Annotated in this window: 12 protein-coding genes; 2 read left to right on the top strand and 10 right to left on the bottom strand. The window is 68.2% G+C overall.

Annotated features, from left to right (window positions below; translation table 11 throughout):
• Nucleotides 1-35 precede the first annotated feature (35 nt).
• The gene (locus D5687_RS02065) at nucleotides 36-1,964 is read right to left on the bottom strand and encodes a bifunctional (p)ppGpp synthetase/guanosine-3',5'-bis(diphosphate) 3'-pyrophosphohydrolase (RefSeq protein WP_125198102.1); all 1,929 of its coding nucleotides are present in this window, start codon (nucleotides 1,962-1,964) and stop codon (nucleotides 36-38) included.
• A gap of 169 nt (nucleotides 1,965-2,133) precedes the next feature.
• On the opposite strand from D5687_RS02065, the gene D5687_RS02070 reads away from it, so the two are divergent.
• Both D5687_RS02070 and D5687_RS02075 read left to right on the top strand, forming a co-directional pair.
• The gene (locus D5687_RS02070) at nucleotides 2,134-2,838 is read left to right on the top strand and encodes a VIT family protein (RefSeq protein ID WP_125198103.1); all 705 of its coding nucleotides are present in this window, start codon (nucleotides 2,134-2,136) and stop codon (nucleotides 2,836-2,838) included.
• Between the two features lie 10 nt (nucleotides 2,839-2,848).
• The gene (locus D5687_RS02075) at nucleotides 2,849-3,484 is read left to right on the top strand and encodes a triacylglycerol lipase (protein ID WP_125198104.1); all 636 of its coding nucleotides are present in this window, start codon (nucleotides 2,849-2,851) and stop codon (nucleotides 3,482-3,484) included.
• Nucleotides 3,485-3,627: 143 nt separating this feature from the next.
• Here D5687_RS02075 and D5687_RS02080 read toward each other — a convergent pair whose 3' ends face one another.
• The 9 genes from D5687_RS02080 to D5687_RS02120 form a co-directional block, all read right to left on the bottom strand.
• Entirely contained in the window at nucleotides 3,628-4,125 is a 498-nt protein-coding gene (locus tag D5687_RS02080; RefSeq protein ID WP_125198105.1) for a bacterioferritin, read from the bottom strand.
• Nucleotides 4,126-4,196: 71 nt separating this feature from the next.
• Nucleotides 4,197-5,006, bottom strand: coding sequence for a zinc-dependent peptidase (locus D5687_RS02085; RefSeq protein WP_125198106.1), 810 nt, complete (start codon nucleotides 5,004-5,006; stop codon nucleotides 4,197-4,199).
• On the bottom strand, nucleotides 5,003-5,896 hold the full coding sequence (locus tag D5687_RS02090; protein ID WP_125198107.1) for an HAD-IIB family hydrolase: 894 nt from the start codon (nucleotides 5,894-5,896) through the stop codon (nucleotides 5,003-5,005). Before D5687_RS02090 ends, D5687_RS02085 begins: the two co-directional genes overlap by 4 nt.
• Nucleotides 5,893-8,079 carry an HAD family hydrolase gene (locus D5687_RS02095; protein WP_125198108.1) on the bottom strand — a complete coding sequence of 729 codons (2,187 nt, stop codon included), beginning with the start codon at nucleotides 8,077-8,079 and terminating at the stop codon, nucleotides 5,893-5,895. The genes D5687_RS02090 and D5687_RS02095 overlap by 4 nt, the downstream gene beginning before the upstream one ends.
• A 31-nt stretch (nucleotides 8,080-8,110) precedes the next feature.
• Entirely contained in the window at nucleotides 8,111-9,586 is a 1,476-nt protein-coding gene (locus D5687_RS02100) for a glycoside hydrolase 100 family protein (RefSeq protein ID WP_125198109.1), read from the bottom strand.
• A 133-nt stretch (nucleotides 9,587-9,719) separates the two neighbouring features.
• Complete coding sequence (locus D5687_RS02105; RefSeq protein WP_125198110.1) at nucleotides 9,720-10,298, bottom strand: NTP transferase domain-containing protein; 579 nt, start codon at nucleotides 10,296-10,298, stop codon at nucleotides 9,720-9,722.
• Nucleotides 10,288-11,310, bottom strand: a complete 1,023-nt coding sequence (locus D5687_RS02110) for an XdhC family protein (protein ID WP_125198111.1) — start codon at nucleotides 11,308-11,310, stop codon at nucleotides 10,288-10,290. The genes D5687_RS02105 and D5687_RS02110 overlap by 11 nt, the downstream gene beginning before the upstream one ends.
• Complete coding sequence (locus tag D5687_RS02115; RefSeq protein ID WP_125198112.1) at nucleotides 11,307-13,454, bottom strand: xanthine dehydrogenase family protein molybdopterin-binding subunit; 2,148 nt, start codon at nucleotides 13,452-13,454, stop codon at nucleotides 11,307-11,309. The genes D5687_RS02110 and D5687_RS02115 overlap by 4 nt, the downstream gene beginning before the upstream one ends.
• A complete protein-coding gene (locus D5687_RS02120; RefSeq protein WP_125198113.1) occupies nucleotides 13,451-13,948 on the bottom strand; it encodes a (2Fe-2S)-binding protein in 498 nt (165 codons plus the stop codon). The genes D5687_RS02115 and D5687_RS02120 overlap by 4 nt, the downstream gene beginning before the upstream one ends.
• Between the last annotated feature and the right edge of the window lie 60 nt (nucleotides 13,949-14,008).

A 14,008-nucleotide genomic window follows, 5' to 3' on the forward strand; every position in this document is an offset into this window, starting at 1 on the left:
GCGCCACGCTACCCCGCGCGCATGACGGTTTGTTGTCAGCCGGAGCGGTCCTCGGCCCCTGGCCACTCGACCGGCAAGACCCGCTCCGGGTACTGGCCGGCCAGATGGGCGAGGTTGCGGCAATCGGGGCGGTGGAGCTTGTAGCCCTGTGAGCGGCTGAGGAAGGCCATTACCCGCTCTCCCGGTTGCGGGTTGCAGCATTTGGCCGGGATGACCTTGAGCCCGTCGATCGACTGGTTCTCGATGACAAGACTGCGCCCGCCCGGCGGCTCGGGCAACGGCTCGCCCGCGGGTGTCTCCTCGCGCGGCGGGCGCGCGGAGCGGTCGGCTGCCGCGCCCAACTGACCACGGGCGGCAGCCTGCAGCGTCTCCGGGGCGATCCGGTGGTGCCCCACGGCCAGGAACAGCTGGTCTTCGCTGTTCACACCCAGCGCCTCGAGCAGCTGCCGGCGGGCGGGGGCATCCATGGAAAAGCGTCGGTACAGCCGCTCGCAGATCAGGCGTCCCCGCTCGCGGGCATCCTCACGATCGAACTGCGCGAACCAGTTGCGCACCTTGGCCCGGGAGCTCGCCGAGCGCAGAAAGCCGCTCTTGGCGTGCGCCCATTCGCGGCTGGGTGCCGGCTCCTTGTTGGTCAGCACCTCGACCGTGTCGCCATTGGCCACCTCGGTCTTCAGCGGCGTGATCTGGCCGTTGATCTTCGCCCCGCGGCAACGGTGCCCCAGGTGGGTGTGAATGCGATAGGCGAAATCGAGCACCGTCGCCCCGGCCGGCAGCTCGACCAGCTCGCCATTTGGTGTGAAGGCATACACCATCGGCGCGGCCAGCGGCCGGATCTCGCCGCGCGACAGGCCACGCCGCAGCGATTCGACCTGCATGTCGAAGGGGTTCGCCGACCCGCCGCCGGCCTTGTAGCGCCAGTGGGCGGCGACGCCGTACTCGGCGAAGGCGTGCATGCGCTCGGTGCGGATCTGGATCTCGACCACCTTGTCCTCGTCGGCGTGCACCGCAGTATGCAGCGACTGGTAGCCATTGGGCTTGGGGCGGGCGATGTAGTCGTCGTACTCGCTGGGGATCGGACGGAACAGCTCGTGGACCACCGAGAGCGCGGCGTAGCAGTCGGTGACCGAGTCGACCTGCACCCGCAGCGCGCGCACGTCGAACAGCCCCTCGAAGGAGAGCTGCTTGCGGCGCATCTTTCCCCAGATGCTGTAGATGTGCTTGGGCCGGCCGTAGACCTCGGCCCGGATGCCCGCCTGGATCAGGGCGTGATTCAGTTTCTGCTCGATGTGGGCCAGATACGACTCGCGGCTGGTGCGACGCTCGTCGAGCAGCCGGGCGATCTCGACGTAGGTATTCGGTTCGAGATGGCGGAAGGCCAGGTCCTCGAGCTCCCACTTGATCTGACCCAGGCCGAGCCGATGAGCGATCGGCGCATGGACGGCCAGCGTCATGCCGGCAAACCGTCGACGCCTCGCCTCATCGGGCTCGTCGCCAAGCGCCCGCATCCCCTCCAGCCGGTAGGCCAGATCGATCAGCACCGCGCGGGCATCACGCGCGCCAGCGAGCAGCAGGCGACGCCAATACTCGCGCTGCCCCTCGGCCCGCGGCTCGGGGTAACGCGCCTCCCAGCCCCGCAGACGCTCGATCGCCTCGATCAGGCGCTGCACGTCCCGCTTGCCGTCTTGGCCCAGCATCGTTGGTGCCGGCGAGGAGACACCGGATTCGCTCAGGGCCGGGTCCGCCAGCAAGGCGGCAACCAGGGTAGGCAGGTCGGCCTGGATGTCCGCCAGCGCCACGGCGACACGCGGGCCGGCCGCCGAGGCCGATTCCCGCGCGGCCGACAGGCACAGCCGCTCGACGGCCAGCGCCACGTCGGGCGCGACCTCGCCGTCCATGCCATCCAGCACCTGTTGCAGGCGTTGGCAGAGATGATCGGAGCTGATGTCGAGCGGATGCTGCATGATGTTAGGTCGATGGCCTTGCCGGCCGACCCGCGGCCTCGTGTTGGGTTACGGCGGATTACCGTGGCAATATCCCGTTGAAACGCGTCCCTGCCGGTCCGACCGGCGGGGTGTCACCAGATTATCACCCGGCCCGCCAGCCGGGGATGCCCTTGGACGAAGGCGCCTCATGGAAAAGAAGATCGATATTCACGCCGAGCATCACCGCATCAATCGGAATTCATGGCTCAGGGCGTCCGTGATGGGGGCCAACGACGGCATCGTGTCGGTCTCCAGTCTGATGCTGGGCTTCATCGCGGCAGGCACCCCGCGTGCGGCCATCGTGCTGGCGGGCACCGCCGGACTGGTCTCCGGGGCGCTCTCGATGGCGGCCGGCGAGTACGTCTCGGTGCAGTCGCAGAAGGACACCGAAAAAGCGGATCTCGCCATGGAGGCGCGTGAGCTGGAGATCAACTTCGACCACGAGCTGGCCGAGTTGCGCGAGATCTACATCGACCGTGGCCTGAAACCGGAAACGGCCCAGGATGTCGCCCAGCAGCTCATGGCACACGATGCGCTCGGTGCGCATGCACGCGACGAGATGGGACTGCACGAGATCACCCGGGCTCAACCCTTTCTCGCCGCCTGGTCGTCGGCCGCCTCCTTCTCCGTCGGGGCGGGCCTTCCCCTGCTGACCGCGCTGTTCGTTCCCGACTCGACCATGATGGTCGCCGTGGTGGTAATGACCCTGATCTCGCTCGGCCTGCTCGGTGGCCTGGCGGCCCGCGCCGGCGGCGCCTCCATGCTCCGCGGTGCCGCGCGGGTGCTGTTCTGGGGCGTGGCCGCCATGGGTGCAACCGCCTTCATCGGCAACCTGATCGGCTATCACGTCTGACAGCGACCCGATGACGCCCTCCTCCGACCGCAGGCAGGTGGTACTGATCCACGGGCTGTGGATGGGACGCTGGGCCATGTGGCCACTGGCACGTCGCCTGAAACAGTCCGGATTTGATCCCCTCCTGTTCGGCTACCCCACCCGCGCCACCCCGGCGGCCAACGCCGAGCGACTCGCGCGCTGGCTGAACGAGCAACGCAGCCCACCCGGCCACTTCCTCGCCCACAGTCTGGGCGGCGTGGTCCTCGCCCACCTGTTCGCCCGCCACCCCGATAGCCGGCCGCCCGATGCACGCCTCGTGTTGCTTGGCTCACCCCTGGGGGGCAGCGCCGTCGCCCGTGGCCTGGCCCAATGGCGGCTCGGGCGCTGGCTGCTCGGCGGCAGCCTGGAGGCCGGGCTCGACGGCGACGTTCCGGCATGGAACGCCCCCAACACCCTGATGCTGGCCGGCACCCGACCGGTCGGGCCAGGTCGTCTCGTCCCCGACGCGCTCGACTCGCCCAACGACGGCACGGTGGCCGTCGCCGAAACTGTGGCCTCCGAAATGGCCGGTCACCGCTGCCTGCCCGTGAATCACTTCGCACTGCTCTGGTCGGGGCGCGTGGCGAAGGTGGTGATCGACCACCTCTCGTCAGGTGACCGGTGACGGCCCCGGCGATCCCACACCGTCCCACAGCCAACCGATAACCGCGAGAACACGAAAAAGGCCGACCCCAGTGGAGTCGGCCCATTTATGTGGCCACTTCGGGCGCCCCTGCGCCGACCGGCTTGGGCCGGCGGGGCCCGTCCTTACTCGCCGGTATTCGGCGTGTGGTAGGCGGCGAAGTAGTTCTGTTCGCCCATGCGATCGAGCAGCTCGAGCTGGGTCTGCAGCCAGTCGGCATGCCCTTCCTCGTCGATGAGGATTTCCTCGAACAACTGGCGGGTGCCCACGTCCCCATCATTGGCGGCCTCACCGGCAGCCTTGCCGTAGAACTCGATCGAGGCGAGTTCTTCCTTCAGGTCGGCCTTGAACATCTCGGTCAGCGACGTGGAACGCTTGGTTGGCTTGGCCTCCGAGACCACCGGATCGCCATTGAGGAACAACATGCGATCGATGAACTTGCTGGCATGCCCCAGCTCTTCCTGGACCTCGCCGTTCATCTTGGTGGCCAGGCGATCCAACCCCCAGTCCTCGAGCACGTGGGCGTGCAGCAGGTACTGGTGGGTGGCGGTCAATTCCATCGACAGCGCCTGCTGCAGGTTCTTGAGTGTCTTTTCGCCTTTCTTCGCCTTGGCTGCGCACATGAGTGGTAGCCCTCCATGATTTGGATGAAAACCCTCTCCGGCAGTCGTTCCCGCCGGACCTGTGCAAGACCTTAGACGTCTGCAGCGATTTTGCCAGCCGAAAGGTCAGCGACGCGCGCCCGCGGGTCCTGGCCGTAGAAGCGTGAGAGATGCCCGTATAGCGCGGCATCGAAGTGCCACAACGCCTCGGGCAGCCGGAAAAAGTATTCGGAGAGCACGGCAAAGAACTCGGCCGGGTTGGTGGCCGCGTACGGGTCGATCGCCGGCTCATGCCCGGCGTCGATCTCCCGGTTGAGCCAGTCGAAGGCCGTCTGGAAGTCATGCGTCCAGCGGGCGCGGTCATGCCCCTTGCCCAGTGGCGGGAAGCCGTTTTCCGCGCCGTTGGCCCCGTCGATGAAATGGGCCACCTCGTGGATCACCACACTGGTCGCGTAATCCGGGTCGAGGCCGGCCTCGATATCCGCCCAGGAGAGCACCAGCGTGCCATGCGACCAGGCCTCGCCGGCGCGCAGGTCGCGCACGTGATGCACCACCCCGTCCTCGTCGACCTCCTCGTGATCGACCTCGAAGGCATCCGCGTAGACCACGACCGACCGAATCCCCGCCAGCCAGTCCATCCCGAGTGAGAGCGCCGGCAGGCTCGCCAGCGCCGCGATCCGCAGCTGCATGGCGTCGGTGAGCTCGATCGCCCCGCCGGCGTAGAATGGCCGCCCGACGAGAAACCGCCCGGCCAGCGACCGCAGACGTTCGCACTCCTCGACCGACAGCACGGAGAGCTCCGGCTGCCCCCGGCAGACGCGTGTCCAGGCCGGGGCCGGTATCTCGATCGCTTGATGGGAGTGCCGGCCGAACAGGCCGAGAAGCCAGCGCCAGACCGTCAACTCGCCCCCCCGCTGGAATCCACCGCCAGCGTCATGTACTCACGGGTCTCTGGCAGGTAGTGCACCAACCCCTCGAGCACGCCGGCGGCGTAATTGCCGTTCATGCCGAACAGCCCGCCCTGGGCGAGGTAGAGCGTGCCCTCCAGCGCGCCGGCACGCACCAGTTCGCGGGCACGCGCCTTGACCGCCGGTTCGGCGTTGGCGACCAGCGTCCCGTTGATGTGGCTGCCGAGGGCGTGGAGGTCGTTGCCCGAATCGCCAGCGAACATCGCCCGGCATTCGTCGAAGGCCAGATGCTGGATGAGAAATTCGATCGCGTGCAGCTTGCTCGCTCCGGTGGGCAACACGTCGAGCAGCAGCACGTCGGCCGCCTCGTCGAGCGACCAGACCAGTCGTGCGTCGACCCCGTTTCGCCATAGCCGGCCGTGCAGTTCGGCATCGAGCACCTCCTGGTTCGCCTGCCGGTCGACGTAATAGCTCGCCTTGAACGCCCCCTGCTTGGCCGGCTCCTGGGGACGGATGGCGGAAATGTCGGCGAACATGTCGGTGACATCGTCGTGGGTCAGTCCGTTCCAGTCCGGCGCGATCTGATCGGTCCAGGCTGGCCAGCGAATCCAGTCGCCATCTTCATGCCCCGTCTGCGAGCGCGGCGCGTAGATGGTAGTGCCGACGTCACCGATGATGTAGTCCGGCTGCGGCAGCGACCACTCGTCGATGCCCTCGAGCACCAGTTGGAGATCCCGCCCGGACACGAACACCAACTGGACCGCCGGATGGGCACAGAAGCGGGCCAGGCGCGGCCGGGCCTCGGCCGATTCCTCGGCCCGACCGTTGGGGATCAGCGTGCGGTCGAGATCACAACACAGCAGGATCGGCGCCAGCTTGCTCATGACGCCTCTCCATCGGCAACCCGCCGCTCCTCGGGCAAGGCACAGGCACCGAAGAAGTCGTAGTGATCGATGGCCTCGAGCACGCCCGTGGGTCCATGTCCCCGGGTGAAGATCACGCGATCGAGGTCCGTCAGGCCCGGCAGTTCGCCCACGCCGTCGGGCGTGACCACCGCGCCGAGTGGATTGCCTCGCAGCATGTCCTCGTCGGTCGCCACGCCACCGGCCACCAGCAGGTGGTCGAGCGCAATGCCCCACTGCGTGGCGAAATAGCGCAGCGCGAAGCCCTTGGAGGCGCGCACCGGCATGGCCAGCAGTTCGTTGCGCGACAGGCGCACCAGGTTGGCGTGGATGTCGAGTTGATGCAGCTCGTTTTCCAGCGCCTCGAAGCCCGGGAAGGCATCGGTGTCCGCAATGAAGGCATGCACGGCATGCACCCCCTGCACCGCCCGGGAACGCAGTTCCACGCCGGGCGTCCGGGCTAACAGGTTATAGACGCGGTCCGGTTGCCAGGCATAGCCGATATGGCGACTCCAGCCCTCGTCGCGCGACTGGCGCGGACCGTAGTGGATCTGCGTGCCGCCCCGGGTGATCAGCACGTCTGGTGTGGGCACGCCCAACTCCTTGAGCGCGCTGAGCACCTCGCGGCGCGGTCGGTCGGAGACCACCGCAAAGCCGGCCTGCCGGCGATGGGCGCGCAATGTCTCGACCAGCCTCCGGCGCGTGCCGGCATCAGTGGAATCGCCCAGCGCCGCCAACTCGACCACCAGCGCCCGGTCGACCTGGGTGAGCACATGATCCGGCAGGCTGGGACGCACCGCGCGACGCTCGCCCTCGAACAGGCTGGCCACGCGGGCGAGGTAGCTCTCGACGTGGGCATCCCAGGCGTAGCATTCACGCACGCGCCGGATGCCGTTCTGCGAGTAGCGCCGCCAACGTTCGCGATCCTCGAGCAGGGCGGTGATCCGCTCCCCGATGCCGTCGGCATCCAGCGGGTCGATCAGCTCGCCGTTCTCGCAGGCGGCGATGATGTCGCGCGGCCCGCCGTCCTCGGTGGCCAGGATCGGCGCGCCGGCGGCGGCCGCCTCGATCAGGGTCAGGCCGAACGGCTCGGTCAGCGCCGGGTTGATGAACACACCGCCGCTGCGGGTGACCAGCCGGTAGAGATCGGGCACGTCGTCGGACTGATGGTGACGCGGATAGGCGGCCACCCCGTAGAGGTCGTGGTAGTCGATCAGCAACAGGATATCGGTGAGCACCTTGCGCGGCCCGGCGTCCATGTCGCGGATGTCGTCGCGGTTGCCGGCAATGATCACCAGGTTAGCCTGCTCGCGCAGCGTGGGATGCGCGCCGAACGCCTCGATCAGGGTGGCAATGTTCTTGCGCTCGTCGGGACGCGACAGCGCCAACACCATCGGTCGCTCGGGCTCGCGCAGGAAGCGACGCAGCTCGGCGCAGATCGCTGGTGCGAACTGCTCCGGCGGCGGGGAAAAGCGCTCGAGGTTCACGCCCGGCGGGATCACCGTCATCTTCTCGGGATCGGTCCAGTCGTAAAGCCCGTACTGCTCCTCGATCTCCTGCCCGGTGCTGACCACCACCATGTCCGCGGCGAGCAGCACCTCCTCCTCGGCACGGATGCGGGTGGACATGGCGTAGGTCGACTCGATCGTCTCGCTGCTCTCGCCTCGCGCCAGCAGGCGGCGGCGCTTGACGCGGCCCAAGGAATGGCCGGTGTGGGCCAACGGCACACCCAGGTGATGGGCCAGCCGCACGCCGACGTAACCGGCATCGGCGTAGTGGCTGTGGATCAATGTCGGCGTCCAGCCGAGCCGATCGATATGCGCCAGCGCGCCGTCGACAAAGCAGTTGAGGTAGTCCCAGAGCCGCTCCTTGGGCAGGTACTCCTCGGGACCGGCATCGATACGGATGATGTGGGCGTTGTCACCGAGCTCTTCCTCGGGCTGGGCATAGTCGGCATCCACGCGCGGGTCGATCACCCGCCGGGTGAACAGGTCGACGCGGGCCACCTCGGGACGGCGCGCCAGCGCGCGGGCCAGTTCGACTACGTAGAGGGTCTGCCCGCCAGTATCGGCATCTCGACCTAATTCCAGGTTGTACCCACGAATCAGCCCATGCACGCTGATCAAACAGATGTACAGCCCGTCGCGACCTCCCACCATAGCCATGGCATCGCTCCCCTCCCTCATCTGACCCTATTTAACCGCCGCGCCCGTCGCCGGGGGCACTGTTTTCATCCTCGGACAGCCCCAGCTCGACCAAGTTCTCGGGGTTGGCCAGCAGGTGACGGGCCAACAGCAGCCCGGTCGCGCTCCAGACCTGGTGCAGATTGGCCCGACGACCGATCAGGCGGCCGTGCCGACCGTCGTAATATTCAGGCCAGCTGTCGGCCATCAGGCGCCGCTCGGCGACGCGGAAGGCCCGCTCGCCCAGGTCCTGGCGATCGACGGCCAGTGCCGCGGCCACCATCGGCCAGATCAGCACCGGCCAGTTGCCGCCGTTGTGATACGACCAGGGCACGTTCTTCGGGTCCGACCCGGTCATCAGGCGCCACTCGGCCCCGCGCGCCGGGGGATAGACCAGCTTGACCGGCATCTGCCCGACCAGGTCGTCCCAGCGCTCGGTGACGGTGTGCATCAGCAGACCGCCCTGCTCCGCGGTCGCCAGTCCGGTGGTCGTGGCGAGGAAATTGCCCTGAGAGAAAAAGCGGAAATCGATCCGCCCCGGGCCGAGATTGCCGACGAAGTAACCGCCGTCGTCCGGCAGCCAGTCGGCCACCCACTCGGGAATCGACTCGGGATAGATATTGAAGACGTTGTCGACATCAACGCCGAACTTCTCGGTGGAAAAGCGGTGCACCTCGTTGAGCACGTCCAGATCCAGCCAGTAGTAGCGGCGCACGTAATCGCGCAGCACGTCGCGACGGCGACGGGCCAGGTCGATCAGCCAGTGGCTGCCCTCGTCGACGGTCAGCAGGTCGGCGGCCCGCAGGGTCATGTCGAACAGCGCCTGGATCTCGAGCGGGTGGCCATTGACGCCCATGCGGCGATCGACCATAAACGAGCCGTCCGGCACCAGCAGGGTCGGGAATACCTCGAAGCGGCTCTGCAGGCAGAGGCTCAAGATCATGCGCAGGCCGCGCTGGACCTCCGGGGTGTGGGCAAACGCCGTGTCGCCGGTGTAGCGCACGTAGGCACGCAGCAGCACCGCCCACCACATCATCGAGTCGACCGGGGCGACCCGACCGATGGCGCGATCACCGAAGTCGGCCGAAAGCTGCTCGCTGCCGTCGTCGAGGGTGATGACGCGGAACGAGGCCGGCAGCACGCCCGGCGCGACCTGCTGCCCTTCAAGCTCCTCCTGCTGGCCACGCATGCGCAGGATCAGGGCGAGAAACTCGCGCACCACGTCCGAGCGTCCTTCCAGCAGCATCAGGAACGCCGCCGAGACAAAATCCCGCACGAAGCAGTCACGGTAATTCTCGGCCGGGGCACGCGGGTCGAGGCTCGCCATCGTGCCGACCGGATGACCCTGGTAGCGGATCACCGCGTCATCGAGCAGGCGATAGGCATCGGCAAGCACGGCCGACTCGTCGGCGAACCGCGGTTGGGCGAAGCAATGACGCGAGGCGTGCAGCGGTTCGGTGGCACGACTCGTGGACGGACGCTCGTTCATCCGGGGTCCTTCGCTGGTGTCGAAGTGGCAGGGGCGGCGGGCTCGACATGTCGCCGAGTGCCGACCGGGGTCACTTAAAACTTAGCACAGCCAATCGAGGCGGTAACTCGCACCGGCGGCGGTGCCGGTCGAATCAGGGGGCAGGCAGGATATCGAGATCGACCGGGCGGTCGACATCGCGCACCACGCCGGCGTGCTCCCACTCGATCGACCGCCCCGCCGCGGCCGGGAACCCCGACTCGCCCAGTTCGGCCAGCCACCGGGCCGGGCAAGCGACCGGGTGCCCGGGATCGCCGCGATAGACCGGACGAACGGGCAACCCGGTCTCGAGCATCGCCGCCCCCAGGCGACGGGCATCGACGGGGCGGATGGCCGGCATGTCGCCGAGGAAGACCAGCACGCCACGCAGGGCGGAATCGTCCTTCAGGGCATCGAGCCCGCAACGCCGGCTGAATGCCAGACCCCGGTGCGCCTCTGGACAGATCACCGGCTCGGCCGGTAGTCGCTCCAGCAATTCGTCCAGCGCGGGATCGAGCCGCTCGACGACCACCAGCACGCGCTCGCAGGCCGCCCGCGCCGTGCGCAGCACGTGGGCGAGCAGCGGCTCGCCCTGCCAGGACGCCCAGCGCTTGTCGGCACCAAAGCGTTGCGCCCGCCCGGCGGCGAGCACCACGCCCGCCACCCCGGGAAGCGGTGGCTGGTCAGCCGGCATCGAGTGCGTGACGTGCGGCAGGCTGCCTCGCGGCGGCCCGCTGGCGCTCGAGATGACGCGCCGCGACCAGCTCGGCGGCCATCGACACGGCGATCTCCGCCGGGGTATGCGAGCCGATATCGAGCCCCGCCGGCGCCCGCAGCCGCCCGGTATCGATGCCAAGGGCCGCCAGCCGGTCGCGACGCGCACGACTGGTGGATGCACCGCCCATGGCGGCGACGTGGAAGGCCGGCGACTCGAGCGCATCCATCAGCGCGAGATCATCCAGCCGCGGGTCGTGCGCCACGGCCACCACTGCCGTGCGCGCATCCAGCCCGGTCGCAGCAAAGAACCGCTCGGGTGCCTCGCGGTGCAGCGTCACCCCGGGTATGGACCAATGGGCATGTGGTCGCGGGTCGCAGACATCCACCTCGAAGCCCAGCGAGAGGGCCTGGGGCGCGAGGGCCTCGGCCACCGGCCCGGTGCCGATGATCGCCAACCGCCACGCCGGGCCGAAGGGCACGGCCAGGGCGCGCTCGCCACGACTGGGCGATTCCGGCACCACACCATCGATCGGGTGAAAGTCCACCCGGCCGGTGGCCAGATCGACCTCACGCCAGACCGCCTCGCGACGGGAAACAGCCGCCAGTGCCGGACGCAGATCGGCGGATCGGCGCGGCCACTCGACCAGCACCGACAGGGTGCCGCCACACGGCAGACCCGGGTGAGTGGTGCCATCGAAATGCCGCTCGACCGGCCTGCCACAACGCGCCTGATCTGGGTGAGCGGCGAGCCAGTCGAGCAGGTCGTCCTCGACGCAGCCGCCGGAGACCGATCCGGCCTGCCTTGGGATCCCCTCGGGCTGCGGGCCGGCCGGGTCGACGATCACCCACAGCGAGCCGGGGCGACGAGGTGCCGACCCGTAGGTCTCGAGCACCGTGATCAATGCTACCTCGCGGCCGGCGTCGAGCGCCTCGACCGCCAGGGTCAGTGCCGCCTGGCGATCGTTTGCCGCGGCCGGGGACGGGGTCACGCCTCGTCGCCCAGCTCGATCGGCAACCGGCGGATCGGCTTGCCGGTCAGGCTTGCCAGCGCGTTGACCACGGCCGGCGCCAGCGGCGGCAACCCCGGCTCGCCCACGCCACCCGGTGGCTGGCCCGAATCGACGATGCCCACCTCGACCTCGGGCATCTGGTCGATGCTCACGGCCTGGTAGTCGTTGAAGTTCTGCTCCTGGACCCGGCCGTTCTTGATGGTGACCTTGCCGAACAGGGCGGCGGTCAGACCGTAGGCAATCGAGGAGTGCACCTGGCGCTCGACCCCGGCCGGGTTGACCGCGATGCCGCAGTCCAGCGCGCACCAGACCTTGTGCACCCGTGGCTTGCCGTCCTCGATCGAGACCTCGGCGACCTGAGCGCAATAACTGCCGAACGACTTGGCTAGCGCCACGCCGCGGGCACGACCCTCGGGCACCTCGCCGCCCCAGTCGGCCATCTCGGCGGCACGCCTGAGCACGCCGACGTGCCGCGAGTCGTCCTCGAGCAATTTCAGCCGATACTCCACCGGATCGGCATCGGCCCGGCGGGCGAGCTCGTCGAGAAACGACTCGACGATGTAGGCGTTGTGCGAGTGACCCACCGAGCGCCAGAACCCGACCGGGATACCCGGGTCGACATTCGCATAGGACACGGCGATGTTTTCGATCTGATAGGGGTGATCCGTCGCGCCTTCGACGGCAGCCGGATCGATGCCGTCCTTGACCATGCCGGGCGCGACACGCGACCAAATCGACGGACCGGCGATGCGATGCACCCAGGTCACGGGCAGACCGTCATCGCCAAGGGTGGCCGACAGCTCGTTGTAGGCCGCCGGCCGGTAGAAGTCGTGGCGCACGTCGTCCGGACGCGAGTAGATCACCTTGACCGGGCGACCGGCGCGCTTGGACAGCTCGACCGCCTCGCGGACGAAGTCGGTCTCGAAGCGACGGCCGAAACCGCCGCCGAGGAAGGTGGTATGCACCGTGACCTTGTCCTTGTCGACGCCGGCGACCTCGGCGGCCACCTTCTGTACCGAGCCCGGTGCCTGGGTCGGCACCCACAGGGTCACGCCATCCTCGGTGACCGAGGCGGTAGCGTTCATCGGCTCCATGGTCGTGTGGGCCAGATACGGCACGCGATAGGTCGCGCTATGGGTGTTCTCGTCATTGCCCAGCGCATCGGCACCACGACCCTCGCTACGCGCGGAGCGGGCATCCTCCTTGATCCGCTCCTGGAATTGCGCGTCGATCGCCTCGTCGTCGAGGTCGGCCAGATCACCCTCGTCCCACTCGATCGAGAGCTTGCCGCGCGCCTGGTCGGCACTCCACCAGTCACGCGCCAGCACCGCCACGCCGTGATCGAGCTCGATCACGTCCTCGACCCCATCGGCCTTGCGGGCCTCGTCGGCGTCCACCGACTTGAGCTTGCCGCCGAATACAGGGCAACGCTCGATGCTGGCCTGCAGCAGGCCATCCGGGCGGGCATCGATGCCGAAATCCGCCTGGCCGGTGACTTTCTGCGGCGAATCGAGGCGCTTGGTCGGCTTGCCGATGATGCGAAAGTCCTTGCGGTCCTTGGTGAAGACCTCTTCCGGTGGCTCGAGCTGGGCGGCATCGGCGACCAGGTCCTTGTATTCGACCTGCCGACCACTGGCGGTGTGCACCACGACACCCGGCTCGGTACGCAACTCGTCGAACGGCACATCCCAGCGGTTTGCCGCGGCCTGCACCAGCATTTCGCGGGTCGCCGCGCCCACCTCGCGCAGCTTGGTGTAGAAACCGCGCACGGTGGCACTGCCGCCGGTGACCTGGCTGCCAAGCGCCGGGTTGGCGTAGGCCTCGTCGGCGGGGGCGAACCGCGTGTCGAACTCGCCCCAGGGCAGGTCGAGCTCTTCTGCGATCATCATCGGGATCACCGTCATCGCGCCCTGGCCCATCTCGGAACCCGAGATGGTGAGCATCGTGCGACCGTCGGGGTGCATCTCGATCCAGGCGTTGGGTTCGAACACGCCCGCCGACCCCGACGCGCCTGACGTACCGTCGGCGGCCATGGCCGACTCGGGGGCGCCGAAACGAAAGCCGACCAGCAAGCCGCCGCCCACGGCGGCGGATACCTTGAGAAACTGCCTGCGCGTGGTCATGCCGACACCTCCTGGTTGTCACTCTGGACATCAGAACCGGCCATCTTGGCCCGGGCCGCGTGCTTGATCGCCGCGCGAATCTGGTTGTAGGTACCGCAACGGCAAAGATTGCCCTTCATCGCCCGGTCGATGTCCTCGTCGGAGGGGTCCGGGTTGTCGGCCAACAGCGCGGCGGCCTGCATGATCTGGCCGGACTGGCAATAGCCACACTGCGGGGCGTCCTCGGCCACCCAGGCCAGTTGCACCGGGTGATCACCGGCCGAGGAAAGCCCTTCGATGGTGGTGATTTCCTTGCCGTCCGCGGAGGCGACCGGCGTGACGCATGAGCGCGTCGCCTCGCCATCGACGTGGACCGTGCAGGCACCGCACAGCCCGGCGCCACAGCCGAACTTGGTGCCGGTCAGGCCGATATAGTCACGAATGGCCCACAGCAGGGGCATGTCATCGGCGACCTCGAGGGTCACGGATCGCCCATTGATGGTGAGTGTTGCCACGGCGGTTCTCCCTGAGTTGAATGCAGAGTCACGAACGCCCCGGTTGCCGGGGCGATCAGG

This window comes from Guyparkeria sp. SCN-R1 (genome assembly GCF_003932495.1).
Taxonomy (GTDB): domain Bacteria; phylum Pseudomonadota; class Gammaproteobacteria; order Halothiobacillales; family Halothiobacillaceae; genus Guyparkeria.